The 24937-nt window shown below is 61.2% G+C and carries 23 protein-coding genes; 10 read left to right on the plus strand and 13 right to left on the minus strand.

Annotated elements, in window-relative coordinates; all coding sequences use genetic code 11:
• Positions 1-201: 201 nt before the first annotated feature.
• A complete protein-coding gene (locus tag J3361_RS17795; protein ID WP_039591896.1) occupies positions 202-804 on the plus strand; it encodes a Yip1 family protein in 603 nt (200 codons plus the stop codon).
• A gap of 165 nt (positions 805-969) precedes the next feature.
• Positions 970-1464 carry a SprT family zinc-dependent metalloprotease gene (locus tag J3361_RS17800; RefSeq protein ID WP_207965681.1) on the plus strand — a complete coding sequence of 165 codons (495 nt, stop codon included), beginning with the start codon at positions 970-972 and terminating at the stop codon, positions 1462-1464.
• Between the two features lie 121 nt (positions 1465-1585).
• On the opposite strand, the gene J3361_RS17805 is transcribed toward J3361_RS17800, so the two are convergent.
• The gene (locus tag J3361_RS17805) at positions 1586-2767 is read right to left on the minus strand and encodes a CaiB/BaiF CoA-transferase family protein (RefSeq protein ID WP_207965682.1); all 1182 of its coding nucleotides are present in this window, start codon (positions 2765-2767) and stop codon (positions 1586-1588) included.
• Between the two features lie 312 nt (positions 2768-3079).
• Complete coding sequence (locus tag J3361_RS17810) at positions 3080-4411, minus strand: dicarboxylate/amino acid:cation symporter (RefSeq protein WP_207965683.1); 1332 nt, start codon at positions 4409-4411, stop codon at positions 3080-3082.
• 333 nt (positions 4412-4744) lie between these two features.
• On the opposite strand from J3361_RS17810, the gene J3361_RS17815 reads away from it, so the two are divergent.
• Positions 4745-5743, plus strand: a complete 999-nt coding sequence (locus tag J3361_RS17815; protein ID WP_207965684.1) for an AraC family transcriptional regulator — start codon at positions 4745-4747, stop codon at positions 5741-5743.
• 164 nt (positions 5744-5907) lie between these two features.
• On the opposite strand, the gene J3361_RS17820 is transcribed toward J3361_RS17815, so the two are convergent.
• The 3 genes from J3361_RS17820 to J3361_RS17830 all read right to left on the minus strand — a co-directional run bounded on the left by J3361_RS17820 (position 5908) and on the right by J3361_RS17830 (position 8629).
• Positions 5908-7254 (minus strand): ATP-binding protein, encoded by a 1347-nt coding sequence (locus J3361_RS17820; RefSeq protein WP_207965685.1) that lies wholly within the window; start codon positions 7252-7254, stop codon positions 5908-5910.
• Positions 7251-7928 (minus strand): response regulator, encoded by a 678-nt coding sequence (locus tag J3361_RS17825; RefSeq protein WP_207965686.1) that lies wholly within the window; start codon positions 7926-7928, stop codon positions 7251-7253. The genes J3361_RS17820 and J3361_RS17825 overlap by 4 nt, the downstream gene beginning before the upstream one ends.
• 101 nt (positions 7929-8029) lie before the next feature.
• A complete protein-coding gene (locus J3361_RS17830) occupies positions 8030-8629 on the minus strand; it encodes a hypothetical protein (protein WP_207965687.1) in 600 nt (199 codons plus the stop codon).
• Between the two features lie 145 nt (positions 8630-8774).
• Here J3361_RS17830 and J3361_RS17835 point away from each other — a divergent pair, with 145 nt between their 5' ends.
• Positions 8775-9563, plus strand: a complete 789-nt coding sequence (locus tag J3361_RS17835; protein ID WP_207965688.1) for a dienelactone hydrolase family protein — start codon at positions 8775-8777, stop codon at positions 9561-9563.
• Between the two features lie 204 nt (positions 9564-9767).
• Positions 9768-10493 carry a 4'-phosphopantetheinyl transferase superfamily protein gene (locus J3361_RS17840; protein ID WP_207965689.1) on the plus strand — a complete coding sequence of 242 codons (726 nt, stop codon included), beginning with the start codon at positions 9768-9770 and terminating at the stop codon, positions 10491-10493.
• 132 nt (positions 10494-10625) lie between these two features.
• Here J3361_RS17840 and J3361_RS17845 read toward each other — a convergent pair whose 3' ends face one another.
• Both J3361_RS17845 and J3361_RS17850 read right to left on the minus strand, forming a co-directional pair.
• Positions 10626-12236, minus strand: a complete 1611-nt coding sequence (locus J3361_RS17845; protein ID WP_207965690.1) for an ATP-binding protein — start codon at positions 12234-12236, stop codon at positions 10626-10628.
• A complete protein-coding gene (locus J3361_RS17850) occupies positions 12233-12955 on the minus strand; it encodes a response regulator (protein WP_207965691.1) in 723 nt (240 codons plus the stop codon). Before J3361_RS17850 ends, J3361_RS17845 begins: the two co-directional genes overlap by 4 nt.
• Positions 12956-13854: 899 nt before the next feature.
• Between J3361_RS17850 and J3361_RS17855 the strand changes: the two genes are divergently transcribed.
• Positions 13855-16746 carry a ribonucleoside-diphosphate reductase subunit alpha gene (locus tag J3361_RS17855; protein WP_207965692.1) on the plus strand — a complete coding sequence of 964 codons (2892 nt, stop codon included), beginning with the start codon at positions 13855-13857 and terminating at the stop codon, positions 16744-16746.
• 362 nt (positions 16747-17108) lie between these two features.
• Here J3361_RS17855 and flgE read toward each other — a convergent pair whose 3' ends face one another.
• The 6 genes from flgE to J3361_RS17885 all read right to left on the minus strand — a co-directional run bounded on the left by flgE (position 17109) and on the right by J3361_RS17885 (position 22210).
• Positions 17109-18425, minus strand: coding sequence for a flagellar hook protein FlgE (flgE, locus tag J3361_RS17860; protein ID WP_207965693.1), 1317 nt, complete (start codon positions 18423-18425; stop codon positions 17109-17111).
• Between the two features lie 28 nt (positions 18426-18453).
• Positions 18454-19176, minus strand: a complete 723-nt coding sequence (gene flgD, locus J3361_RS17865) for a flagellar hook assembly protein FlgD (RefSeq protein ID WP_207965694.1) — start codon at positions 19174-19176, stop codon at positions 18454-18456.
• Positions 19177-19191: 15 nt separating this feature from the next.
• Positions 19192-19635: a flagellar basal body rod protein FlgC gene (gene flgC / locus J3361_RS17870; protein ID WP_039591882.1), complete on the minus strand. Its 444-nt coding sequence runs from the start codon at positions 19633-19635 to the stop codon at positions 19192-19194.
• Positions 19636-19638: 3 nt separating this feature from the next.
• Entirely contained in the window at positions 19639-20046 is a 408-nt protein-coding gene (gene flgB / locus J3361_RS17875) for a flagellar basal body rod protein FlgB (protein WP_186707045.1), read from the minus strand.
• A 351-nt stretch (positions 20047-20397) separates the two neighbouring features.
• Positions 20398-21225, minus strand: coding sequence for a protein-glutamate O-methyltransferase CheR (cheR, locus tag J3361_RS17880; RefSeq protein ID WP_003178919.1), 828 nt, complete (start codon positions 21223-21225; stop codon positions 20398-20400).
• Positions 21226-21283: 58 nt separating this feature from the next.
• The gene (locus tag J3361_RS17885; RefSeq protein ID WP_046062536.1) at positions 21284-22210 is read right to left on the minus strand and encodes a chemotaxis protein CheV; all 927 of its coding nucleotides are present in this window, start codon (positions 22208-22210) and stop codon (positions 21284-21286) included.
• Between the two features lie 78 nt (positions 22211-22288).
• Here J3361_RS17885 and flgA point away from each other — a divergent pair, with 78 nt between their 5' ends.
• From flgA to J3361_RS17905, 4 genes are all read left to right on the plus strand, one after another.
• On the plus strand, positions 22289-23053 hold the full coding sequence (gene flgA / locus J3361_RS17890; protein WP_207965695.1) for a flagellar basal body P-ring formation chaperone FlgA: 765 nt from the start codon (positions 22289-22291) through the stop codon (positions 23051-23053).
• Positions 23054-23224: 171 nt separating this feature from the next.
• Positions 23225-23539, plus strand: coding sequence for a flagellar biosynthesis anti-sigma factor FlgM (gene flgM / locus J3361_RS17895; RefSeq protein ID WP_207965696.1), 315 nt, complete (start codon positions 23225-23227; stop codon positions 23537-23539).
• Positions 23540-23586: 47 nt separating this feature from the next.
• Positions 23587-24054, plus strand: a complete 468-nt coding sequence (locus J3361_RS17900; protein ID WP_207965697.1) for a flagellar protein FlgN — start codon at positions 23587-23589, stop codon at positions 24052-24054.
• Between the two features lie 92 nt (positions 24055-24146).
• Positions 24147-24893: a flagellar brake protein gene (locus J3361_RS17905; protein ID WP_207965698.1), complete on the plus strand. Its 747-nt coding sequence runs from the start codon at positions 24147-24149 to the stop codon at positions 24891-24893.
• The last annotated feature ends 44 nt before the right edge of the window (positions 24894-24937 follow it).

Consider the following 24937-nt stretch of genomic DNA (forward strand, 5'->3'; position numbering starts at 1 on the left):
GGCTTGCGGCTTGCAGCTTTTAGCTATCAGCAGCCTCCCCTACAGCGCGATTTGCTCTAAGCCCCCCATCCCCCTCGCGGTAACTCCTTCCTATACTGCGACATAAGGTCGCACACATATCCAGACCTTTACTTACTTGGCCGCTTTGGCCCGTAGGCGCTCCGTTGGGGGGCGATGGCAATAACAAAGGAGTGACTGATTATGATCCATCATGTCGTGGGGCTCTTTACCCACCCTGATCAAGAATGGAAAGAAATCCGTGGCGATCAGGAGGAAAGCATCAGCCACATGTACCTCACCCATACGCTGATCCTGGCGGCCATTCCCGCGGTTTCGGCGTTCATCGGCACCACACAAGTGGGATGGGTCATCGGCAATCGTCCACCGGTCATGCTCACCCAGGAAAGCGCGCTGTGGATGACCATCATGTCGTACCTGGCCATGTTGGGCGGCGTGGCGGTAATGGGTGCCTTCATCCACTGGATGGCCCGCACCTACGACGCCAATCCGAGCCTGGCCCGTTGCGTTGCGTTCGCCACCTACACTGCAACACCGTTGTTCATCGGCGGCCTCGCGGCGCTCTACCCGCACATGTGGCTGGGGATGATCGTTGGCACCGCGGCGATCTGCTACACCGTCTACCTGCTGTACGTCGGCCTGCCGACGTTCATGAACATTCCCCAGGACGAAGGTTTTCTGTTTTCCAGCTCGGTGCTCGCCGTCGGCCTGGTGGTGCTGGTGGCCATCATGGCGTTCACGGTGATTGTTTGGGGACTGGGCGTCGGCCCGGTCTATACCAATTGAAGGGATGAAACGGTCCCGATAGTACCCTCCAATAAAAAAGCAGGATCTGCCGACACAGGCCGCCGCAAGGCGGCCTTCCTGTGTGCGGAAGGACCACTGGGCGCCTGGACGATTCGCAACGGCCGGCGCTTGCGGCATACTCGGGCTTCTGGAGACCCGTAAAGCATGCTCGAGCAACTCAATACCCGCGTCGAAGAGTGTTACCAACAAGCCGAAGCCTTTTTCAAACGTCCTTTCAAACGCCCGGTGGTCAGCTTCAAATTGCGCGGCCAGAAGGCCGGTGTCGCGCACTTGCATGAAAATCTGCTGCGCTTCAATCCTCAGTTGTACCGGGAAAACGCCGAAGACTTCCTCAAGCAAACCGTCGCCCACGAAGTCGCGCACCTGATCGCCCACCAATTGTTTGGCGACCGTATCCAAGCCCATGGCGAAGAATGGCAACTGATCATGCGCGGGGTGTACGAACTGCCGCCCAACCGTTGTCACACCTACGAAATCAAACGCCGCACCGCAACCCGCTACATCTACAAATGCCCTTGCGACGGCAGCGACTTCCCGTTCACAGCCCAACGCCACAGCCTGGTTCGCCAGGGGCGGCGGTATTTGTGCCGCAGCTGTCGCAATACCTTGGTGTTCAGTGGGGAGACCAGGGTGGAATAGCAGGTTTATGTGGTGTCAGGGCTGGCCCCTTCGCGAGCAAGCCCGCTCCCACAAGGGTCTTTGCAAACGCCAGAGATCCGATGTGGGAGCGAGCCTGCTCGCGAAGGGGCCATTGAGGGCACTACAAAACCACCTTGGCACTGCGCAATTGAGCGATCCGCTCAACACTGAACCCCAACGCCCCCAACACCTGATCCGTATGCGCCCCCACCCCCGCGCCAATATGCCGAGGCTCGGGCAACCCTTCGGAAAACTTCAACGGACAAGCCATCTGCGCCTGACTTGAACCATCCCCACGGGGCACCTGTGTCACCAGTTCCCGAGCCTGTAGTTGCGGATGCCCCACGGCTTCCTCCAGGCTCAGCACCGGCTCGACACACGCATCGATCCCGGCAAACAAACTGCACAGCTCGGCAAAATCGCGCTTTTCGAACTCAGCCTGCAGCACCTGCTTGAGGGCGTATTGCAGTTCAGGCTTGGGCGACAACCCCTGGGTCGCCAGCTCCGGCCGGCCCAAAGCGCCGCACAACGCCTGCATAAAGGCCGGCTCCAGGCTGCCCACCGACATCCAGCGGCCATCGCGGGTGCGGTAATAGTCATAGAAGCTGCCACCGTTGAGCATCTGATTCTCCCAACCCGGTTCCACGCCGCAGGCCAGGTAACCGGCACCGGCCATGGCGTTGAGGCTGAACACGCAGTCGGTCATGCTCACGTCAAGGTGCTGGCCCTGCCCGCTCTGCTGACGGGCGATGACCGCCGCTAGCAGCCCGATCACGCCGTGCAATGAACCACCGGCGATGTCCGCCGCCTGGATCCCCAGCGGCAACGGCCCGCTGCCGGCACGGCCGGTGTGGCTGGCCAGCCCCGCCAGGGCCAGGTAGTTGATATCGTGACCGGCGCGGTCCTTATAGGGGCCGGTCTGGCCGTAGCCGGTGATCGACACGTAGATCAGCCGCGGATTGATGGCCTTCAAGGCCTCGTAGCCCAAGCCCAGCCGTTCCATCACGCCGGGGCGGAACTGCTCTAGCAGGATGTCGTACTCCCCCAGCAACCGCGTGACCACCTCCAACGCTTCCGGCTGCTTGAGGTCCAGGGCCAGGCTGCGCTTGTTGCGGTTGAGGTAGGCATGGCTGGCCGATACGCCTTGGTCATGGGGGGGTAGCACCCGCAGCAGGTCTTGGCGGGTCGGCGACTCGATGCGCAACACCTCGGCTCCCATGTCCGCCAGCAACAGCGAGGCGAACGGGCCGGGTAGCAGGGTCGAGAAGTCCAGAACCTTGAGCGATGCCAGTGGACCTTGCATGGGCGATCTCCGAGAGGGTGATGGTGAAAGACTAGGCAGGGGTTGGTGGCGGGGCAATTACCGTAGCCGTTACTTTGAATGACGATTGTGCTCACGGCTGGCACAGATCCTTGTGGCAACACTAGGCTGTGGGAGCAAAGCTTGCTCGCGAAACAGGCGCCTCGATTCCTGAAAGACCGAATCGCCTTCATCGCGGGCAAGCCTTGCTCCCACAGAGTGTGGGATAAACCCCCTCGCCACAGAAGCACGCCGGCTTCAAAATTGAGCCCATAAAAAAACCCGCCGAAGCGGGTTTTTCATTGCAGCCTGAGATTACTTCGTTGGCACTGCGGTTTCAGCGCTTGCCAGCACGTCGTCATCTTCACGGACGTCGGAGATACCACGACCGCCGGAAGCCAGCTCGGTCTGCAACTGGTCTTCGTCCAGCTCCTTGACCCACTTGGCAACCACGATCGTGGCCACAGCGTTGCCCACCAGGTTGGTCAGGGCGCGGGCTTCGGACATGAAGCGGTCGATACCCAGGATCAGTGCCAGGCCAGCCACCGGCAAGGTGCCCACAGCCGACAGGGTCGCCGCCAATACGATGAAGCCGCTACCGGTCACGCCAGCGGCACCTTTGGACGACAGCAACAGCACCAGCAGCAGGGTGATCTGGTGAGTCAGGTCCATCGGGGTGTCGGTGGCCTGGGCGATGAACACCGCAGCCATGGTCAGGTAGATCGACGTACCGTCGAGGTTGAACGAGTAGCCCGTCGGGATGACCAGGCCTACGACCGACTTCTTGGCACCCAGGCGTTCCATCTTGATCAGCATGCGTGGCAGGGCCGATTCCGACGAGGAAGTACCCAGCACAATCAGCAGTTCTTCACGGATGTAGCGGATCAGCTTGACGACGCTGAAGCCGTGGGCGCGGCAGATGGCGCCCAGTACCACCAGCACGAACACTACGCAGGTGATGTAGAAGCAGATCATCAGCTGGCCCAGTTGCACCAGCGAACCGACACCGTAGGCGCCGATGGTGAAGGCCATGGCACCGAACGCACCGATAGGCGCCAGCTTCATGATCATGTTGATGATGATGAACATGACATGGGCGAAACGATCGATGAAGTCCAGCACCGGCTTGCCGTAGGCACCCAGGCGATGCAGGGCGAAACCGAAGAGTACCGAGAACATCAGCACTTGCAGGATGTCGCCGTTGGCGAACGCGCCGACGATGGTGTTCGGGATCACGTTGAGGATGAAGGCGATGATGCTCTGGTCTTTACTGGCATTGATGAAACCAGCGATCTTGCTGGTGTCCAGGGTCGACACGTCGATGTGCATGCCGGCGCCCGGTTGCACGACGTTGACCACGACCAGGCCGATCAGCAGGGCAATGGTGGAGACGATTTCAAAGTACAGCAGCGCGTAGCCGCCGGTCTTGCCCACCGATTTCATGTTCTGCATGCCGCCGATACCACTGACGACGGTACAGAAGATGATGGGAGCAATGACCATTTTGATCAGTTTGATGAACCCGTCGCCGAATGGCTTGAGGGCAACACCGGTCTGCGGGTAGAAGTGGCCGAGCAAAATGCCGATGGCAATGGCTACGATCACCTGGAAATACAGGGATTTGTACAGTGGCTGACGAGTCGTCATGGCAAACCTTCCTCAAGAGTCCCGCATGACGACTTCCACCTGTCGTCCACGGCACCTCAATTGCGAACCCTCCTGCACTGGAGGGATTTGTTTTGTTCGGCTGCACGCGGCAGACCTGCAGGCTCTATCGCAAAGCCCGTGCCATTTTTTGGAAAAGCCCTACAACCGTTATTACAGAAGGCGTTGTGGATTCCTCAACGGTTTAATACGGCGGCGAAAGATGGCGGATTTCCGCCAACGGGGTGTTTATCACTCCGGGATTTGGCGGATATCCGCCTTGCCCAACCTCTGCCCTCTGCCTACCATCGCCCGCTTAACGGACGGATTTCTGCCATGCGCCAACGCACGATCGCCAGCCACTTCGCCCGCGCCGCCTTGGGCGGTGCGCGTCGGCAAGGCTTCGACTATTTGCCCTTACTGCAACAGCTGGGCATCAGCCCGGAGCTTCTGGATGAGCCGCGCGCGCGGATTGCGCCGGAGCAGTTCGCCCGTCTGTTGCAGGCTCTGTGGCTGGCAATGGAGGACGAGTATTTGGGATTCGGCCGGGCGGCGAGCAAACCCGGGACGTTTGCGATGATGTGTCACGCGTTGATCCACTGTCGGACCCTGGGCAAGGCCCTTCACCGCGGTTTGCTGTTCTACGGTTTATTCCCCGACGCCCCGCGCCTGACGCTGGAAGCCGAAGGCGAACGTGTGCGACTGGTGCTGGACGATTCGACCCTGTGGGACCCGGATCACTTCCTGACTGAAAGCCTGCTGGTGGTCTGGCATCGCCTCGCCAGTTGGCTGATTGGCCAGCGGATCGGCCTGGAGCAGGTGACCTTCGGCTACGCCAAGCCCGCCCACAGCGCCGAATACGACCTGTTGTTCCCCTGCCCGCTGGTGTTCGACGCCCCCGGCAGCAGCCTGTTGTTCCACAGCCGCTACCTGGACATGCCGCTGTTGCAGGACGAACGCACCCTCAAGCATTTCCTCGAACGCTCCCCCGCCGACCTGCTGTCACGCCCGGACGATGGCCACAGCCTCAGCAGCCAACTGCGCCGCCTGCTCAGCCGCGACACGGCACGCTGGCCCGATCTGGACACCGTCGCCGCCCATTTGCACATCAGCCCGCAGACCTTGCGCCGGCATCTGCGGGAGGAAGGTACCAGCTTCCAGGAACTCAAGGATCAGCTGCGGCGGGATATCGCCATCTACCACCTGGGACGCGCCGAGCTGTCGTTGCAGCAGATTGCCGAGCAGTTGGGTTTCTCCGAACCCTCGGCGTTTCACCGGGCGTTCAAGAAGTGGACGGGGCTGACGCCGGGGGCTTATCGGGAGTTGGAGTGCTGAGTGATCACATCCAACTTCTGTGGTGTATCCACCGTCTCCTGTGGCGAGGGAGCTTGCTCCCGCTCGAGTGCGCAGCGCTCGCAAGTTTTTGGGGCCGCTTCGCAGCCCAGCGGGAGCAAGCTCCCTCGCCACAAAGGCCAGCACACACACCGAAAGTACTTCAGTCAAACCACCGGAAAGTGAATCCGGAACGCCGCCCCGCCCAGCTCTGAATCCCCTAGGGTCAAGCGGGCGCCGTAGCTGTCGATGATGTCCTTGACCACTGCCAGGCCAATGCCCTGCCCCGGGTGCTGGCGATCCAGCCGCTCGCCACGCTGGAGAATCCGCGCCCGCTGGTCCGGCGGCACGCCCGGCCCGTCATCCTCGACACTCAACTCCGTGCCGCCGAGGGTCTGGTGCACGCTGACGCGCACCTCGCCCAGGCACAGCCGATAAGCGTTCTCCAGCAGGTTGCCGAGCATTTCCAGCAAGGCGCCCTGTTCGATCGGCACCTGACAGTGCTCCGGCAGATCGAAACTGACGGTGACCCGCTTGTCGCGATAGACCTTGTCCAAGGTGTCGCACAGGCTTTGCAGCACCGGGCGCAAGCGCACCTGATGGCGCACCAGCCCACTTTTGCGCAGGCTGGCGCGCTGCAATTGGTAGCCGATCTGCTGGCTCATGCGCTCGATCTGGGTTTGCAGCACCCAGGCCTGGCCACGGTCCTCGGGGCGCCGGGCCATGTCTTCGCTGACGCCCTGCAACACCGCCAGCGGGGTTTTCAGGCTGTGGGCCAGGTCATCGAGGGAGTCGCGATAACGGCTGCGCTGTTCTCGCTCGCTGTGGAGCAAACGGTTGAGGGAGCCGGTCAAGCGCAACAGCTCCCGGGGGTGTTCGGTACTGAGGCTTTCCCGGGCCCCGCTTTCGATTTCGTCCAGCTCCTGGCTCAGGCGCCGCAACGCCCGCAGGCCCCAGGTCAGGCCGATCCACAACAGCGCCAGCAACACCGCCAGGGCCGCGCCAAAGCCCAGGTAGAGATTGTCCCGCAGGCCCTGCAAGGTCACTTCGTAGTCGCGCACCGGTTGCAGGGTGACGATACTGAACGCCGCGCTCTGGCCGCCGAGCAACTTGACCTCGACGTCATAGACGAAAAATTCCTGGCCATTGCTCTCGCGAATGCGGGCGAACTGGTTGCCCTGGCCGTCATAGCGCGGCGTGTAGTTGATGTTTTCTTCCTGGGTCGCCTTCGACCGCCAGACCAGCCGCCCCTCGCGATCATAGATATAGCCCAGCAGGCGGGCGTCGGCGAGGTTGAAGCGTTCATCGGGCAACTGCGCCGGCATCTTCAAGCGGTTGTTTTCCACCCGGGCGGCGGAAATCAGCGTGGTCACGTCCGAGGCCAGGCGTTGCTCGATGGACTCCTGCAACGCCAGGCTGAACGCACCTTGCATGGCCGGCAACAAGGCCAGCATGAACAGCACCGCCAGGGTCATGGCGGCCAGCATCAGCCGCAGCCGAAGCGAACGAATCACTGGCAGCGCTCGTTGAACAGATAACCCAGGCCCCGCACGGTGTCGATCGGCTTGAAGCCGGCCGGGGCTTCCAATTTACGGCGCAGGCGCCCTACCAGCACCTCGATGACATTGGGATCCCGCTCGCCGTCATCGGGGTACAGCTGCTCCATCAAGCGGTCCTTGGCCACCACCTGCTGGTGATGACGCATCAGGTATTCGAGGATGCGGTATTCGTAGGCCGTCAACGCCAGCGGCTCCTCGCCGAGAGACGCCTGCTTGCGGTTGAGATCCAGCAGCAACGGCCCGGCGACGATGGTCGATTGGGTGAAACCGCTGGAGCGGCGCAACAGCGCGTTCAACCGGGCCTCCAGCTCCTCGAACTGGAACGGCTTGACCACGTAGTCGTCGGCACCGGCGGCCAGGCCTTCGACCTTGTCCTGCCAGTTGCCGCGGGCGGTCAGGATCAGGATCGGAAACGTCTTGTCCTGGGCGCGCAGCCGGCGGATCAGCTCCAGCCCGCTGATGCCGGGCAGGCCCAGGTCGATCACCGCCAGGTCATGGTTGAATTCCCGGGCCTGGTACAAGGCTTCTTCGGCATTGGCCACGGCCTGCACCACATGGCCGCTGTCGGTGAGCCGGGTTTGCAAGTGATGACGCAACAGCGCTTCGTCTTCGACGACCAGTAATTTCATGGAGCCTCTCCCCAGGCAAATCAAACAATCGTGCGCGGCGCACCTCAACGAAGGTGCCGGATCGTCATTCGCCGATCCGGCTGGATACTCACCCCTGGCCCTTAGAACGCGTAGTTGGCAGACAGGTAGGTCTGGGCGCTGCTGGTCAGGTCCAGCGAGCCCACCTTGGCGCCACCGTGCGGGCTCATCTCGGTGCTGGCGTTGCTGCGCAGGTAACGGTAACCCAGTTCAACCGAGGTGTTCTGCGAAATTTGTTGCAGCACGCCGCCCTGCAAGCCCACTGCGTAGCCGATGTCGCTGTCGCGGCTGAAGCCAGGCGAATCCTGGGTCAACTTGGTCAGGCCCGCCGTGCCGCCGCCGAACAGTTTGGTGCTGCTGGTGACCGGATAGAACACATCGTAGCTGCCCAACAGGTTTTCCTGGCGCAACTTGATGCCGTTGTGGGTGCCCGAAACGTTGTCGTAGGTGGCGTAGTAGCGGCCCTGGTCGTTCTGCCTGCCCAGGCGCAGGCCATAGGTGGTGTCCTTGCCGATGATGCCGTCGGCGTTCGGGTTGTTCAGGGCGCTGTTCAAGGCGTCGGATTTCTTCACCTTGTCGCTGGTCTGGCCCAGGGTCAGGCTGGCGAAATTGTCATCGGCGTGGGCCATGGCGCTGGCGCCCAGCACGGTGAAAGCCAGCAGCAGTTTTTTCATAGCAGTCATGATCAAGTTCCTTTGCAGCGTGGATGTGTTGTGAAGTCGCCGTCACCTTAACCAGCGGTCCCTGAACACCCCTTGAACGTTCTCTGAACCGGCGCTGAATGAATCGGCTAATCTGTGCGGACCACTTTTTATAAGGAGATCCGTCATGCGCAGGCTGCTTGCTGTTGTACTTCTGGCCATGAGCGGTATGAGTCACGCCGCCATCCAGACCCAGGAGATCCCCTACACCAGTGCCGACGGCACCCAGCTGATCGGTTATTACGCTTATGACGACGCCATCAAGGGCCCGCGCCCAGGCGTGGTGGTGGTGCATGAATGGTGGGGGCTGAACGATTACGCCAAGCGCCGCGCCCGTGATCTTGCGGGCCTGGGCTACAGCGCCCTGGCCATCGACATGTACGGCGACGGCAAGAACACCGAGCATCCCAAGGACGCCATGGCCTTCATGCAGGCGGCGCTCAAGGACGGCAAGGCGGCCAGCGCCCGTTTCCAGGCCGGTCTCGACCTGCTGAAGAAACAGCCCCAGACCGATCCGGACAAACTCGCCGCCATCGGCTACTGCTTCGGCGGCAAGGTCGTGCTCGATGCAGCGCGCCAGCGTGTGCCGCTGGCCGGCGTGGTGAGCTTCCACGGTGCGCTGGTGACCAATACCCCGGCCACGCCAGGCAGCGTCAAGGCCAAGGTGCTGGTGGAGCATGGCGCCTTGGACAGCATGGTCACCCAGGACAACGTGACCGCGTTCAAGAGCGAGATGGACAAGGCCGGTGCCGACTATGAATTCGTCAACCTCGAAGGCGCCAAGCACGGTTTCAGCAACCCCGATGCCGACCGTTTGAGCCACGGCGAGCATGGCGGACCGGACATTGGCTACAACAAGGAAGCCGATGAGAAGTCGTGGGCGGATATGCAGAAGTTCTTCAAGAAAATCTTCTAGTACATCCCCCTGTGGCGAGGGGGATTGTGGGAGCAAAGCTTGCTCGCGACCCAGGCGACTCGATTTCTGGAAGACCACATTGCCTTCATCGCGGGCAAGCCTTGCTCCCACAGCAAGCTCCCTCGCCACAAAAGCCAGCCTCTGCCCCATACACACGCCCCCCCCCACTACCCAGCCTCCCACCAACCCGGCAAAATGCCCGGCATGAAGACACTCCCCACCCTCCCCGCTTGCTGCTCGCCCCTGGATGAGCACTGGCTATTGCCCGACGCCCTGCCCGATACGGTGCTGCTGAGCACCCGCTTCGACCCGTTGTTGCTGGTGGGCGCCGACTTCTCCAACAGCGTCATCGAGCCACCGGCGAGCATCCAGCGTTCGGTGGCCAAGCGTCAGGCAGAGTTCCTGGCCGGGCGGATCTGCGCTCGAGCGGCGTTGCAGCGACTCGATGGCCAGATCTGCGTACCGGCCATTGGCGAAGACCGCGCCCCGGTGTGGCCGGGGCATATCAGCGGCTCGATCACCCACAGCACGGGCCGGGCAGCGGCCATCGTCGCGAAAAAAGACCACTGGCAAGGCTTGGGCATGGACGTGGAAAACCTGCTCGACCCCGAACGCGCCGAGCGCCTGGCCGGTGAAATCCTGACCTCGCCAGAGCTGCAACGCATGGCCCGGCTCGCCCGTGATGACCAGGCCTTGTTGGTGACCCTGACCTTTTCAGTGAAAGAAAGCCTGTTCAAGGCGCTGTACCCCATCGTCAGGCAGCGGTTTTATTTCGAGCATGCCGAGGTGCTGGACTGGACACACGACGGCGAGGTTCGACTGCGCTTGCTGACGGACCTGTCGGCCGAGTGGTGCCATGGCAGTGAGTTGCAGGCGCAGTTTGGGGTGAAGGATGGGCAGTTGTTGAGCCTGGTGGGGATCAAGGCCTGAGAGCTGTGTTGCTTTTTAGGGCCTCATCGCGGGCAAGCCTTGCTCCCACAAATCAGTGCTCCCTCATTTAAGTGTGGTTTGCTGTGGGAGCAAGGCTTGCCCGCGATGGCGGTCGATCAGACGCCGCATATATCAAGACCTGTCCTGATGCCTCGGCCAACTCAAGCTGAAGCACGCCCCACCCAGGCTCTTGCTCTTGCCGATCAATGCCCGGCCATCGTGCCAGTGGATGATCCGCCGCACGATCGATAACCCCAGCCCATGACCGCCCGAAGCCCGGGCGCGGCTGTCGTCCAGGCGCAGGAACGGCTTGAAAATCCGCTCCCACGCCGCTTCCGGCACGCCCGGCCCGTCGTCTTCCACGTCCACCCGGCAGCGCAGTTGGCCCACCTGGTAACTGACCGTCACCTTGGAATGGGCGTGGCGCATGGCATTGCCCACCAGATTCTGCAACGCGCGATGCAGGAAGCGTGGCTCGGCCTCGACCCAGGCGCCGTCGCAATCAGCGGCCGACAGGCAGAGGCCGCGCTCGACGATGACTCCGGCCCGCAACGGTCCCAGTTCATCAATCACCTGATTGACCAGCGCATCCAGATCCACCCGCTGGAAATTCAAGGCCGGTGAGCCTTGTTCCAGCCGCGCGTAGGTGAGCATTTCGTCCACCAGCCGATCCAGGTCTTCGATGTCGTGGTCCATGCCCGCCAGGTATTTATCCCGGGCCTGGGGCGTGGTGGCGCTGCCGAGCATTTCCAGGCCGAAGCGCAGGCGCGCCACCGGGGTGCGCAATTCGTGGGACACCGCCCGCACCAGCTCGCGCTGGATCGCCAGCAGTTGCTGCAGGTGTTCGGCCATGCCGTTGAACGCCGCGGCCAGCCGCCCGACCGAGTCGGCGCCTCGGGCGGGCACCCGGGTTTCCAGGCTGCCTTGGGCGATCTGGGTGGCGGCCGACTCCAGGCCTCGCAGCCGTCGCTCCAACTGACGCACCAACAGATAGACGATCAAGCCGATCAGACTCAAGCCCAGCGCCGCGATCAGCACCAGCCATTGCGGCGGATAAGGGTTCATCTGGTACAGCGGGCCGATTTCCAGCACCCACGGCGTACCGACCATGCCGGCGAAGACCCGGATGGAGTCGCCACCCTTGCCTAGGGCCATCACCGTGTCACCCTCGGACACGCGACGGCGCTGGTCTTCGTCCATGTCAGCCTGCTCGGCGGTCATGAGCCGCAGGTCGAAACCAAAGCCTTTTTCCTGCTCCAGTTGCGCCAGTCGCTTGGGTTGTTCGGCCACCGGGTAACGCACCAGCTCGTCGGCCAACAGGTAAATGGTCGCGCGGGCCAGTTGCTCGCTGATCTGCTGGACTTCCCCGACCAACATCAATTGCTCGGCATCATTGACCAGCCGGTAGACTTTTGCCGCGTGCGGCCCGGTCTGCTCGACCAGCGCCTGGCCGCGCAGTACGCGGGTGCGCTGGCCGAGGTCGAGGTCGGTCTGGGTGAAGGTCTGCAACGCCAGGGGAATACCCAGCAGGCGCTCCCACACTGCCAGCGCCCGGCGGCGCTCGGTGTCGTTCATCGGCCGCAGGTTGTCGGCCATCAACGAAAACGTGCCGTGGGCCAGGCGCTCGCGGTATTGCTCGCCGCGGGTCTGGTTGAGCAGGTGCAGGGCCAGCACACCCAGGACCGCCACCAACACCAGCGCCGCGCACATGCCGCCGTAAATACGCAGGAAGATCGAATTCACGGCGCCAGGTCTACGCAGGCTTCAGGGACGAACAGGTAGCCTTTGCTGCGGATGGTCTTGATCAATCGTGGATGGTCCGGGTCGTCGCCGATCTTGGGGCGGATGCGCGAAATGCGCACGTCAATGGAGCGATCCTGACCGTCATAACCAATGCCGCGCAAGGCGGTGAAGATTTCCTCCCGGGACAGGATGCGCCCGGCATTGGACACCAGCAGCCACAGCAGGTCGAATTCGGCGCTGGTCAGCTCGATACCGTTGCCCTGCAACCAAGCTTCGCGCAGGGCGTCGTCGACCACCAGCGGGCCGAATTGCAGGCGCCGCGGCTTCTGCGCCGTACTCGGCTCCGGCTCGCTGCGCCGCAGCAGGGCCTGGATGCGCGCCAAGAGCAGACGCGGGCGAACCGGCTTGCAGACGTAGTCATCGGCACCCAGGTCCAGGCCCTGGATCTGATCGGTGTCGTCGGTGCGGGCGGTGAGCATCAGGATCGGCCCGTCATAGTGCTCGCGCACCTTGCGGCAGATGCTCATGCCGTCTTCGCCGGGCAGCATCAGGTCGAGGACCACCAGGTCCGGCTGCTCGGCAATGATCCGCGCCGCCGCCACCGCACCGTCGCCTTCGATGGCGACATGCAACCCGTTGCTTTCGAGGTATTCCCGGGTCAGCTCGGCCAGACGCTGGTCATCCTCGACGATCAATACCTGCCAGGCTTCTTGTTCCACTGGGGCCTCTTCTTGCTGCGAATATAAAAGGAAGGATCAGCACAAAACCCTGTGGCGAACACAAAACCCTGTGGCGAGGGGATTTATCCCCGCTGGGTCGCGAAGCGGCCCCTTGCGTTCTGTCTGACACGCACGGTCGCCAATGGGGGGCTGCTGCGCAGCCCAGCGGGGATAAATCCCCTCGCCACAAGTGCCCGCTTCGAATACAGACCCTCCTCCGTCTTTTTGTCATGTTAAAGGAGGATAAACACACCCATGCATGGGCCGATTGTATAAACGTCGCCTGCGCAGAAAACAAGCAGACAAATACGTTTCGGTCGGGTGGGTTTTCTGTGGTAACGTCCGCGCCCGCAAAAACTGCCGGGCTGTTTTCGAGCCGTCGAAACCGACGAAAAAAGGTCCACTCCAGCTAGGTCGCGGCCTACAGAGCCGTTCCACGTTTCGCACACAAATTACGCACAGGCTTATCCACAGGTAGTACGTTGCATACCCCCCGAAAACGCATTATCTTGTAGCCCGCCGCGTAAAAAACCCTACATGTAGGGTTTCAGGCCAAAAACCAAACACAAGTCGGGCAGAGAATTCAAGCGCTTTTCTTGCTTCTGTCCAACTGAAACATCGCATTTCCCCAAGCCCAGACCGCCCCTGCGGATGGCAACTGTTTCAAGGTCCGAAACGACCGAAACGGTACGGGTGTTGCAGTCAATTGCTGCCACCCCGGCAAGCCGGTTTCGAGCCTCGCTCGCAACCTGAGAACTTCGGATGGAAGCGGCATTAAACGCCTGCTTCCTACTGTCCCGAAGTTGTTATGCCCGGCGCCAGTCGGTTGTAGTGCTTCAGGACGGAACGGTGGGCACCGTGATGGTGCCCAAACAAACATAGAGAACGTGGAGACACCCATGCACACCGACACAACTCGCGAGAACCCGCAGGGCACCGCGCCGCTGGCCGCCGATTCGAGCCCGGATCTGTCCGCCACCGCGCCGGGCCAACTGCGTGTGATCAAGCGTAACGGCACTGTCGTTCCTTACACCGATGACAAGATCACCGTCGCCATCACCAAAGCGTTCCTCGCAGTTGAGGGCGGCACCGCTGCCGCTTCGTCGCGAATCCACGACACCGTGGCCCGCCTGACCGAACAGGTCACCGCGACCTTCAAGCGTCGCATGCCGTCGGGCGGCACCATCCACATCGAAGAAATCCAGGACCAGGTCGAACTGGCCCTGATGCGTGCCGGCGAGCAGAAAGTGGCCCGCGACTACGTGATCTACCGTGACTCCCGCGCCAAGGAACGTGCTACCCGCTCCCCTGCCGACGCCCCGGTCCAGGCCCACCCTTCGATCCGCATCGCCCGCGCCGACGGCAGCCTGGCGCCGCTGGACATGGGCCGCCTGAACACCATCGTCACCGAGGCCTGCGAAGGCCTGGAAGAAGTCGATGGCGACCTGATCCAGCGCGAAACCCTGAAGAACCTCTATGACGGCGTCGCCCTCAAGGACGTCAACACCGCGCTGGTGATGACCGCGCGGACCCTGGTGGAACGCGAGCCGAACTACTCCTTCGTGACCGCCCGCCTGCTGATGGACACCCTGCGTGCCGAAGGCCTGAGCTTCCTGGAAGTCGCCGAGAGCGCAACCCACCACGAAATGGTCGACCTGTATGCCAAGGCCCTGCCGGCCTACGTCGCCAAGGGTATCGAATTCGAATTGCTGAACCCGGTCCTGGCCGAATTCGACCTGGAAAAACTCGGCAAGGCGATCAACCACGAGCGCGACCAGCAGTTCACCTACCTGGGCCTGCAAACCCTGTACGACCGTTACTTCATCCACAAGGATGGCGTGCGTTTCGAACTGCCACAGATCTTCTTCATGCGCGTGGCCATGGGCCTGGCCATCGAAGAGAAGCAGCGCGAAGACCGTGCGATCGAGTTCTACAACCTGTTGTCGTCCTTCGACTACATGGCCTCGACCCCAACCCTGTTCAACGCCGGCACCCTGCGTCCGCAGCTGTCGAGCTGCTACCTGACCACCGTTCCGGATGACCTGTCGGGCATCTACGGCGCGATCCACGACAACGCCATGCTGTCGAAATTCGCCGGTGGCCTGGGCAACGACTGGACCCCGGTTCGCGCATTGGGCTCGTACATCAAGGGCACCAACGGCAAATCCCAGGGCGTCGTGCCGTTCCTCAAAGTGGTCAACGACACCGCCGTTGCGGTCAACCAGGGCGGCAAGCGCAAGGGCGCGGTCTGTGCCTACCTGGAAACCTGGCACATGGACATCGAAGAGTTCATCGAGCTGCGCAAGAACACTGGTGATGACCGTCGTCGTACCCACGACATGAACACCGCCAACTGGATCCCGGACCTGTTCATGAAGCGCGTCTTCGATGACGGCAAGTGGACCCTGTTCTCGCCATCCGAAGTGCCGGACCTGCACGACCTGACCGGCAAGGCTTTCGAAGAGCGCTACGAGTACTACGAAGCCCTGACCGAGTACAACAAGATCAAGCTGTTCAAAGTCGTCCAGGCCAAAGACCTGTGGCGCAAGATGCTGTCGATGCTGTTCGAAACCGGCCACCCATGGCTGACCTTCAAGGACCCGTGCAACCTGCGCAGCCCGCAGCAGCACGTGGGCGTGGTCCACAGCTCGAACCTGTGCACCGAGATCACCCTGAACACCAACAAGGACGAGATCGCGGTCTGCAACCTGGGCTCGATCAACCTGCCGAACCACATCGTCGACGGCAAGCTGGACACCGCCAAGCTGCAACGCACCGTCAACACCGCCGTGCGCATGCTCGACAACGTGATCGACATCAACTACTACTCGGTGCCGCAAGCGAAGAACTCCAACTTCAAGCACCGTCCGGTCGGCCTGGGCATCATGGGCTTCCAGGATGCGCTGTATCTGCAGCACATTCCGTATGGTTCGGACGCTGCCGTCGAGTTCGCCGATAAGTCCATGGAAGCGGTCAGCTACTACGCGATCCAGGCTTCTTGCGACCTGGCCGACGAGCGCGGTTCGTACGAGACGTTCCAGGGTTCGCTGTGGTCCCAGGGCATCCTGCCATTGGACTCGCAACAGATCCTGATCGCCCAGCGCGGCCAGAAGTACATCGACGTTGACCTGAACGAATCCCTGGACTGGGCACCGGTTCGCGCCCGTGTGCAGAAAGGCATCCGTAACTCCAACATCATGGCCATCGCACCGACCGCCACCATCGCCAACATCACCGGCGTGTCGCAGTCGATCGAACCGACCTACCAGAACCTGTATGTGAAATCGAACCTGTCGGGCGAATTCACCGTGATCAACCCGTACCTGGTTCGCGACCTCAAGGCTCGCGGCCTGTGGGACTCGGTCATGATCAACGACCTGAAGTACTACGACGGCTCGGTGCAGCAGATCGAACGCATCCCGCAAGAGCTCAAAGCGCTCTACGCCACCGCGTTCGAAGTGGACACCAAGTGGATCGTCGACGCCGCCAGCCGTCGCCAGAAGTGGATCGACCAGGCTCAGTCGCTGAACCTGTACATCGCCGGCGCCTCGGGCAAGAAGCTGGACGTGACCTACCGCATGGCTTGGTACCGTGGCCTGAAAACCACCTACTACCTCCGTGCCCTGGCCGCCACCAGCACCGAGAAGTCGACCATCAACACCGGTAAGCTGAACGCGGTTTCCAGCGGCGGCAACCACGGTGACGATTCGGTCCTGGCTGCTCCAGCAGGCCCTGCGCCAGTGCCAAAGGCATGCGCGATCGACGAGCCGGATTGCGAAGCTTGCCAATAAGCTGAGCGGGTGGGCGTGTAAAAGCGCCCGCTGAAGAAGCCCCCGATAGACCGCTGGTTTATCGGGGGTTTTCTTTTGCCTGGAGGAATCCCCAAGACAAATGTGGGAGCAAGGCTTGCCCGCGATGACGGTGACACACCTCATATGGGTGCAAGCTGACCCACCGCTATCGCGAGCAAGCTCAGCTCCCACAAGGGATGATGGTGAACGCAGGACCTATGAACACCCCAGAACCAATGTGGCGAGCTTGCTCCGGGCGGCGATCCGACGATGAGGCAGGCCCAAACAATACAAAACTGAAGCTCATGAAAAAGCCCCTCTTGCGAGGGGCTTCTTGTGCAGCCTTCAAACAGCCATCGGCATCAAGCCATCTGAATGATGGTCTGCATGATGGTGCTCTGGGTGGAGATGGTCTTGGCGTTCGCCTGGTAGTTGCTCTGCGCCTTGATCAGCTCGACCAATTCGTTGGTCAGGTTGACGTTGGACTCTTCCAGGGAGTTGGAGACGATCGAACCCAGGGTGCCGGTTTGTGGCGCATCGTAGCCCGGGATACCCGAGGCGAAGGTTTCTTTCCAGCTGGTGCCGCCTACGGGTTGCAGGCCCTGCTCGTTGGTGAAGCTGGCGAGGGCGAGCTGGCCGATCGGCTTGGTCTGGTTGTTGCTGAAGTTGGCTAGCAATACACCGCTGCCGTCGATGGTCAGGTTAGTGATCTGGCCAGTGGCGTAGCCGTTCTGGGTTGGGATCGAGCGGGCGGTGTCGGCGTTGAACTGGGTGGTGTTGCCCATGGAAATCGTGATGGTCGGCGCGCTGGCAGCGCCGTTGGCGGTCCATGTGCCATTGGTCACGGTGCCAGGAACCCAACCAGTCAATACCAGATCGCTGTTGATGGTCGGCGTAGTGGCAGGCGGCACTGGCGGCGTGCTGACCTGCGTCAACCGGCCGCTCGAATCAAAGGACATGGTCGAAGGGATCGGCGCGTTCGCACCGGTCGTGGTCGGCGCGCTGCCATTGAGGTTACGACCATCGATCAAGGTATAGACATTCCAGGTGTTGCCGGAAGTCTTGACCATGTACTGGTCCATTGAGTGCTGGTTGCCCTGGGTGTCATAGACCGGGGTGGTGAACTGTTTGGTGAAGGTAGCGGTGTCGGCCGGGTTGAACGCGGCGGTGATCGGCGTCGCCGTCGAGTTCAGGTTGATCGTCGAGGAGACCAGGCTGGTGGCAGTCGGCGGCAGGTTCGAGGTGTCGATGCGCAGGTCGGTCAGGATACCGTTCTGGATCTTGCCGTTGGCATCCACGCCATAACCCTGCAAGCGCGCAGTGCCATCGCTGTTGGTGATGAAGCCTTCCTTGTCGGTCTTGAAGGTACCGGCACGGGTGTAGCTCAGGGAACCGTCGTTGCTCAGGACAAAGAAGCCCTGGCCCTGGATGCCCATGTCCAGCACGTTGCCGGTGTTGTTCACGTCACCCTGGCCGAACTGCTGGGAAACGTTGGCCAGGCGCACGCCGTTGCCGACGGTCTTGCTGCCCGAACCCAGCTTGGTGGCCGAGTAGACGTCTTCGAATTCCGCGCGGGACGATTTGAAACCGGTGGTCGCCACGTTGGCGATGTTGTTGCCGGTCACGTCCAGCTGTTTGTTGGCTGCATAGAGACCGCTAAGGCCGATGTTGAAAGACATGTTGACTCCTTTTGCCGGTTAGTCGGCTCTACATACCAATAGTTTGTACTTTGGACAGGGCAATGCTGCCCAGCCCGGCCAGGTTGAGCATCAGCTCACCGCCCGTCTGGCTGATCGTCACGCTGCTGACCGTGGCCGGCAGGTTGGTGATCAGTGACGTGGCCTTGCCGTCGATGGTGGTCGAGGCCGCGAAGGTGTAAGTGCCCGATTCAACGACCGTGCCCGCATCGTTCTTGCCATCCCAAATGAACGCGGAATTGCCGGCGTTCTGGCTGCCCAAGTCGATGGTGCGAACGGTCTTGCCGTCCTTGTCCACGATCTTGACGGCGACGGAGGACACCGATGTCGGTACCACCACCGTGCCGTTGAGGCTCTTGGAGGTGTCGACCACAGCCTTGTCGCCGGGCGCGATCACCGACCGACCGACCAGCGAAGAAGCCTGCAACGCCTGGGACGAGTTGTAGTTGCCGGCGATGCCGCTCACGGTATCGTTGAGCGTGGTGATGCCTTCCAGGCTGCTGAATTGCGCCAGTTGGGCAACGAATTCACCGTTGTCCTGTGGCTCCAGCGGGTTCTGGTTTTTCAGCTGGGTCACGAGCAGTTGCAGGAACGCATCCTTGCCCAATTCCTTCTTGCCGGTCGCCGTGCCGGTCACCGTACCCAGGGTATCGGTGGTGGTGTTGGTCTTGACCGAGGAGTTGGCCAGAATCTCGTTAAGGCTCAAACCGCTGGTTGTGTTAGTGACGCTCATGTGAATCGCCCCTTATCACTGACCGAGGGTCAGGACCTTCTGCATCATGGTTTTGGCGGTGTTCATCATTTCGACGTTGGTCTGGAACGAACGACTGGCGGAAATCATGTCGGCCATTTCTTCGACGACGTTGACGTTCGGGTAGTAGACATAACCCTTGGCGTCCGCGGCCGGATGGTTTGGCTCGTAACGGGCTTCGAGGTTGCTCTGGTCTTCGACCACGCCGAGCACCTGCACGCCCTGTCCTGCTGCGTCCTGGTCCTGGAACAGCGAGTCGCTGCCGCCGGACTGGCCGCCCTGGAACATGGTGGCGAATACCGGGTGGCGGGCGCGGTAGGTCTGGTCGATGCTCGACGAAACGGTCTCGGCGTTGGCGATGTTACTGGCGACGGTGTTCAGGCGAGTGGTCTGGGCACTCATGGCACTGCCGGCAATGTTGAATACGCTGGCGATCGACATGGCTTATTCTCCGCGCAGGGCCGATACCAGCCCTTTGAACTTGCTGTTGAGCAGGGTGAAGCTGGCCTGGAAGTTCACGGAGTTTTCCGCGTAGTTGGACTGTTCCAGTTGAGCGTCCACGGTGTTCTGGTCGATGGAGGGCTGCATCGGCGTGCGATACATCAGCGATTCGTCGCCGCTGCCCACGCCTTCGGCTTCGATATGACGGTTGTTGGTCATGTTCAAGGCGAAGTGGCCGTTCTTGGTCTTCTCGTTCTGCTCGGCGAGCACCTTGGAGAAGTCCAGGTCGCGGGCCTTGTAGTTCGGGGTATCGGCGTTGGCGATGTTGTTGGCCAGGACTTCGGCACGCTGGGCGCGGAAGCTCAGGGCCTGTTCGTGGATACCGAGCGCTTTATCGAAGCTGATGCTCATGTCGGAAACCTTTGGGTGACCAGAATGTACGTACGATGGCTTTAGCAAGCGTCGTGCCACTTTCAGAAACCCCGTAAACCGGGGCTTTGCGGGGATCGGCAAAGCGGCAATGCCAGAAAAGCGGCAATCGGCTTCCGCTGGCTGCCGCTTTTCTGCCGCTTTCGCCACATGCATGCATCCCATTGTGGGAGCGAGCCTGCTCGCGAAGGCGGTGTGTCAGTCCACATCGATATCGCCTGGAATATTGCTTTCGCGAGCAGGCTCGCTCCCACAAGGAACCGTGGTAAGTGGAAATTAGCGGGCAAAAAAGGGAGCCCCATGGGACTCCCGTTTTTTCTGAAACCAAACCAATCACTTCGCCTGGTAGATGATCCCCGGGCTGCACTGGACCATCTGGTAATGATCCGGCAAACCGTTCAACGCCTCGGAGGCGCCGAGGAACAGGTAGCCACCCGGCTTGAGCGTGCTGTGGATGCGCAGCAGGATGTCTTTCTTCACTTCGGCGGAGAAGTAGATCAGCACGTTGCGGCAGAACACGATGTCGAACTTGCCCAGGCTCGCGTAACTGTCCAGCAGGTTGAACGAACGGAACTCCACCCGGCTCTTGATCGGCGCCTTGACCACCCACTTGCCCGGCCCTTTCGGGTCGAAGTAGCGTTGCAGGCGGTCCGGCGACAGGCCACGGCCGATGGCCAGGCTGTCGTATTCACCGGTCTTGCAGTTATTGAGCATGGTGCCGGACAGGTCGGTGGCAACGATCTGCACGCCACCTTTCAACTGGCCCAGGTTGGTCCGTTCGAACTCATCGATGGACATCGACAACGAATAGGGTTCCTGACCCGACGAACAGGCCGCCGACCAGATCCGCAGGCGCTGGCCCGGGCTGGCCTTGATGGCCGCCGGCAGAACTTTGTTCTTCAGCACCTCGAATGGATAGGTGTCACGAAACCACAGGGTTTCGTTGGTGGTCATCGCGTCCACCACCATCTCGCGCAAGCCGCTGCGCGGCTGGGTCTGGATACGCTGCACCAGCTCGCCCAATGACTTGAGGCCCTGTTGCTCCATCAATTTATTGAGACGGCTCGACACCAGGTACTGCTTGTTTTCACCAAGCAGGATGCCACAGGCTTTTTCCAGGAAGACCCGGAACTGTTCGAAATCCAAATTACCCGTAGACAAGATACCGCCTCTTTCATCGTGTTGACTTGCCGGGCGCACAACGCGCCCGACCTCTACTTTATTCTGCTGCCTTGATCCGATCGACGACCCGGGAAGCCAGGTCATCGGGGCGGAATTTCGCCAGGAAATCGTCGGCACCGACCTTCTTGACCATCGCCTGGTTGAAAACACCCGACAACGAAGTATGCAAGATGATGTGCAGCTTTTGCATACGCGGGTCGCTGCGAATTTCCGAGGTCAGGGTGTACCCGTCCATCTCCGGCATCTCGATGTCGGAGATCATCATCAGGAATTCTTCCTCGGGCTTCTTGCCCTCGTCGACCAGCTTGCGCAAGTAATCCAGCGCCTGTCGCCCGTCGTTCAACGCCACCACCTCGACGCCGACCGTTTGCAGGCAACGAGTGACCTGCTTGCGGGCCACCGAAGAATCGTCGACGGTCAGCACCCGCAGCGAAATCGCCTTGTGCTGGGTCTCGGCGTCCACCACGCCCGCGGAGATCGCTTCCGGCGTGGGTGCCACTTCGGCGAGGATTTTCTCCACGTCGATGATTTCCACCAACTGGTTATCGACCCGCGTTACCGCCGTCAGGTAGTGGTCGCGACCGGTGCCCTTGGGCGGCGGATGGATCTCTTCCCAGTTCATGTTGACGATGCGTTCCACCGAGCGCACCAGGAAACCCTGGGTCTTGGTGTTGTACTCGGTGATGATCACAAACGGATTGCTCTGGTCCAGCAGCCGACCGGAACCGGTCGCCATCGCCAGGTCGAGAATCGGGATGGTCGCACCCCGGATATTGGCCACACCGCACACGACGGGGCTGGATTTGGGCATCAGGGTCAGCTTGGGGCATTGCAGCACCTCGCGGACCTTGAACACGTTGATCCCATACATTTGTTGGCCGTCGAGACGGAACAACAACAGCTCCAGGCGATTCTGACCGACCAGCTGCGTGCGCTGGTTTACCGAATCCATTACTCCCGCCATGCCCTGACTCCTACCTAACGCTAATGTGTCCGACGCGCATTCATCACTAAACGGCACGGGGCTTGCTATTGAACCGGCATGAACGCACAAACGACATTTTCTCGACGCCTGACCACTCACTGCCGCCACTGGCTCGGTGCACTGTTGGCTGCCTGCCTGTTCACCTCGGGCGGTCCTGCCCTTGCGGCGGTTCCGGTTACCTTGCCTGATCTCCTTATCGGCGTCACTCAGGGCTTTCTTGAATTCACCGTAGAAGACTATCTGGCAACCAGTCAAACCGAAGGTCGTTACGAAATCGAAGTCAACCAGCTCGACCCGCGCCTGCGCATGCCCATGTGTGACAGAGAATTGACTGCTTCCCTGGAGAGCCCGGCCCGGCCCCTGGGTCGCGTCACGGTGAAGGTCCGTTGCGACAGCGCCTCGCCCTGGACAGTGTTCGTGCCCGCTCAAGTGCGCCTGTTCCGGGAAATTGTCACCACCACTCGTCCGCTCAAACGGGCCGGGATCGTCGAGCCCCAGGACGTCATGTTGCGCGAGCGAGACATCAGCCAGATCACGCAGGGTTTCCTGACCTCGGTCGATCAAGCCATCGGGCAGAAACTTGTCCGACCAATGGTCGCCGATCAGGTCGTGACCCTGGTGCACTTGGAACAGGCCGAGGTGGTCCGCAAGGGCGATCAGGTGGTCATCACCGCCCGCAGTGGTTCCCTGGCCGTGCGGATGCCCGGCGAGGCCCTGGCCAACGGCGGCATGCGTGAACAGATACGGGTGAAAAACCTTAATTCCCAGCGCGTCATCAAGGCGCAGGTGATTGCCCCAGGCCAAGTGGAGGTGGCGATGTAATGACCTGGTAGAGGAGGTAGAAAGCTGGCGCTTGATCCCGGTGTTCCCTAGACTGTGCCTTATGCAAAGGCAAGCGCAGACGTGCGCACGTTCATTGAATAAATGAGCCTAAAGTTTTTTTGGGAATGGCCGAAAACATGGCAAGCGTCCAAATACCCAGAGGTTTTTACCATGGTCATCGATTTCAATCGTTTAAACAGCTCTTCACCGCTGACAGGCACTACGCGTACCAGCGCCACCAAGGAAACCGTCGAAACCGACAAATCCGCGCCGCTGTCCACGCCAACCGAAGTCAGCAACGGGGAGTCGGTACACCTCAGCAATGAGGCTCAGCAGTTGCAGAAGCTCACCGACAAGCTGCGCGATCAACCTGTCGTCGACAACGCCCGCGTGGCCGAGTTGAAAGCAGCCATCGCCGATGGCAGCTACAAAGTCGACAGCAACCGCGTAGCCAGCAAACTGCTCAACTTCGAAGCCCAGCGCTAGGCCGCCGCCTGCGCCAGGCTTTTGGACGCTAAGACCCAAGGCCAGCCATGCACGACACTCAATTATTGCAACTGATCATCGACGACTTCGTACCAGCGCAACAATTGCTGGAGTTATTGCAGGCCGAATCCGTGGCACTGCACGGTCGTGACATGCCATTGCTGGAAAACATCCTGGCGCAGAAACAGGCACTGATCATCTTGCTCGACCAGCATGGCCGCAAGCGCAGCGAGATCCTCGCCAGCCTCAACCTGCCCGCCAATCATGACGGCCTCGAGCAATTGGCCAGTCAGTCGACCATCGGCGATCAGTTGCGGTCCCAGAGCAAAGTGCTCAACGACCTGCTCGCCCAGTGCCAGGCGACCAACGCCCGCAACGGTCAGTCGATCCAGATGCAGCAGGCCGCCACCGCCAACCAGTTGCGCATTCTCAACGGTGGCGAGATCCCGACACTGTATGACGCCAGCGGTTCGACGGCCAGAATGGTCAAGCATCGTCCGCTCAGCCAGGCATGAAACGAACTATGCCTTCGCTCTATCAACGCGCGAAACATGCTGGCAAAATGCCGGCCACTCGTAGTCGTATTTTGCCTGGAGATTGACCCACCGTGTTCAATGCCTCAAACGCGGATGATGCTCCGCAGCCACCCAAGGTCCTCACCACGCCCCTGGAAATCTCCGGCAACCTGCGGATGCTGCAAGAGAGCCACGACCCGCTGATCATTACCTTCCATGAACGTACCCAGCGCTTCCAGAGCTATCTGGTCAATGTCGATCGCGAAACCCATTCCATCGCCCTGGATGAGATGATTCCCCGGGACGGCGAGCGTTTCCTGCTGGCCGGCGAGCCGTTTCGCGTCGAGGGTTTCCATGACGGCGTGCGCATCGCCTGGGAAGGCAAGGGCCCACTGACCATCGATGAGTCCCACGACGGTCGCTGCTACCGCGGCGCCCTGCCCGACGAAGTGGTCTACCATCAACGTCGCAACGCCTTCCGCGCCGCCTTGAAGCTGGCACAACTGGTGAGCGTTGAACTGGGCGGCGACAAGATGAAGTCCCCGGTAGACGGCAAGCTGCTGGACATCTCCGCCACCGGTTGCAAGTTGCGTTTCGACGGCGATATCACCGAGCGACTGCAATTGGGCCAAGTGTACGAGCGCTTCGTCGCAGCCCTGCCGTTTGGCAACATGACTGCCCCCGTGGAACTGCGTTACCTGCACTTCGAAGAACGATTCAACACCACCTTCGCCGGCGTACGCTTCCACAACATCAGCGGCCTGGTGCAACGGCAAGTCGAGCGGTTCGTCTACCAGCTCCAGCGCGAAGCCCGCCGCTTCGACAAAGACGACCTCTGATCCTCAAGCATAAAAAACGGGCAGTCCCTTGCGGTGACTGCCCG

The sequence above is a fragment of the Pseudomonas sp. OA65 genome (genome assembly GCF_017498305.1).
GTDB lineage: Bacteria > Pseudomonadota > Gammaproteobacteria > Pseudomonadales > Pseudomonadaceae > Aquipseudomonas > Aquipseudomonas zanjanensis.

Excerpts from the sequence above, each read along its gene's own strand:
- J3361_RS17800 (WP_207965681.1), top strand. The coding sequence starts at position 970 with ATGCTCGAGCAACTCAATACCCGCGTCGAAGAGTGTTACCAACAAGCC.
- flgE (WP_207965693.1), bottom strand. The coding sequence starts at position 18,425 with ATGTCTTTCAACATCGGCCTTAGCGGTCTCTATGCAGCCAACAAACAG.
- J3361_RS17835 (WP_207965688.1), top strand. The coding sequence starts at position 8,775 with ATGCGCAGGCTGCTTGCTGTTGTACTTCTGGCCATGAGCGGTATGAGT.
- flgC (WP_039591882.1), bottom strand. The coding sequence starts at position 19,635 with ATGTCGATCGCCAGCGTATTCAACATTGCCGGCAGTGCCATGAGTGCC.
- J3361_RS17795 (WP_039591896.1), top strand. The coding sequence starts at position 202 with ATGATCCATCATGTCGTGGGGCTCTTTACCCACCCTGATCAAGAATGG.
- flgM (WP_207965696.1), top strand. The coding sequence starts at position 23,225 with ATGGTCATCGATTTCAATCGTTTAAACAGCTCTTCACCGCTGACAGGC.
- J3361_RS17855 (WP_207965692.1), top strand. The coding sequence starts at position 13,855 with ATGCACACCGACACAACTCGCGAGAACCCGCAGGGCACCGCGCCGCTG.
- J3361_RS17805 (WP_207965682.1), bottom strand. The coding sequence starts at position 2,767 with ATGCAAGGTCCACTGGCATCGCTCAAGGTTCTGGACTTCTCGACCCTG.
- J3361_RS17810 (WP_207965683.1), bottom strand. The coding sequence starts at position 4,411 with ATGACGACTCGTCAGCCACTGTACAAATCCCTGTATTTCCAGGTGATC.
- J3361_RS17815 (WP_207965684.1), top strand. The coding sequence starts at position 4,745 with ATGCGCCAACGCACGATCGCCAGCCACTTCGCCCGCGCCGCCTTGGGC.
- J3361_RS17900 (WP_207965697.1), top strand. The coding sequence starts at position 23,587 with ATGCACGACACTCAATTATTGCAACTGATCATCGACGACTTCGTACCA.
- flgA (WP_207965695.1), top strand. The coding sequence starts at position 22,289 with ATGAACGCACAAACGACATTTTCTCGACGCCTGACCACTCACTGCCGC.
- J3361_RS17885 (WP_046062536.1), bottom strand. The coding sequence starts at position 22,210 with ATGGCGGGAGTAATGGATTCGGTAAACCAGCGCACGCAGCTGGTCGGT.
- flgB (WP_186707045.1), bottom strand. The coding sequence starts at position 20,046 with ATGAGCATCAGCTTCGATAAAGCGCTCGGTATCCACGAACAGGCCCTG.
- J3361_RS17825 (WP_207965686.1), bottom strand. The coding sequence starts at position 7,928 with ATGAAATTACTGGTCGTCGAAGACGAAGCGCTGTTGCGTCATCACTTG.
- J3361_RS17840 (WP_207965689.1), top strand. The coding sequence starts at position 9,768 with ATGAAGACACTCCCCACCCTCCCCGCTTGCTGCTCGCCCCTGGATGAG.
- flgD (WP_207965694.1), bottom strand. The coding sequence starts at position 19,176 with ATGAGCGTCACTAACACAACCAGCGGTTTGAGCCTTAACGAGATTCTG.
- J3361_RS17830 (WP_207965687.1), bottom strand. The coding sequence starts at position 8,629 with ATGACTGCTATGAAAAAACTGCTGCTGGCTTTCACCGTGCTGGGCGCC.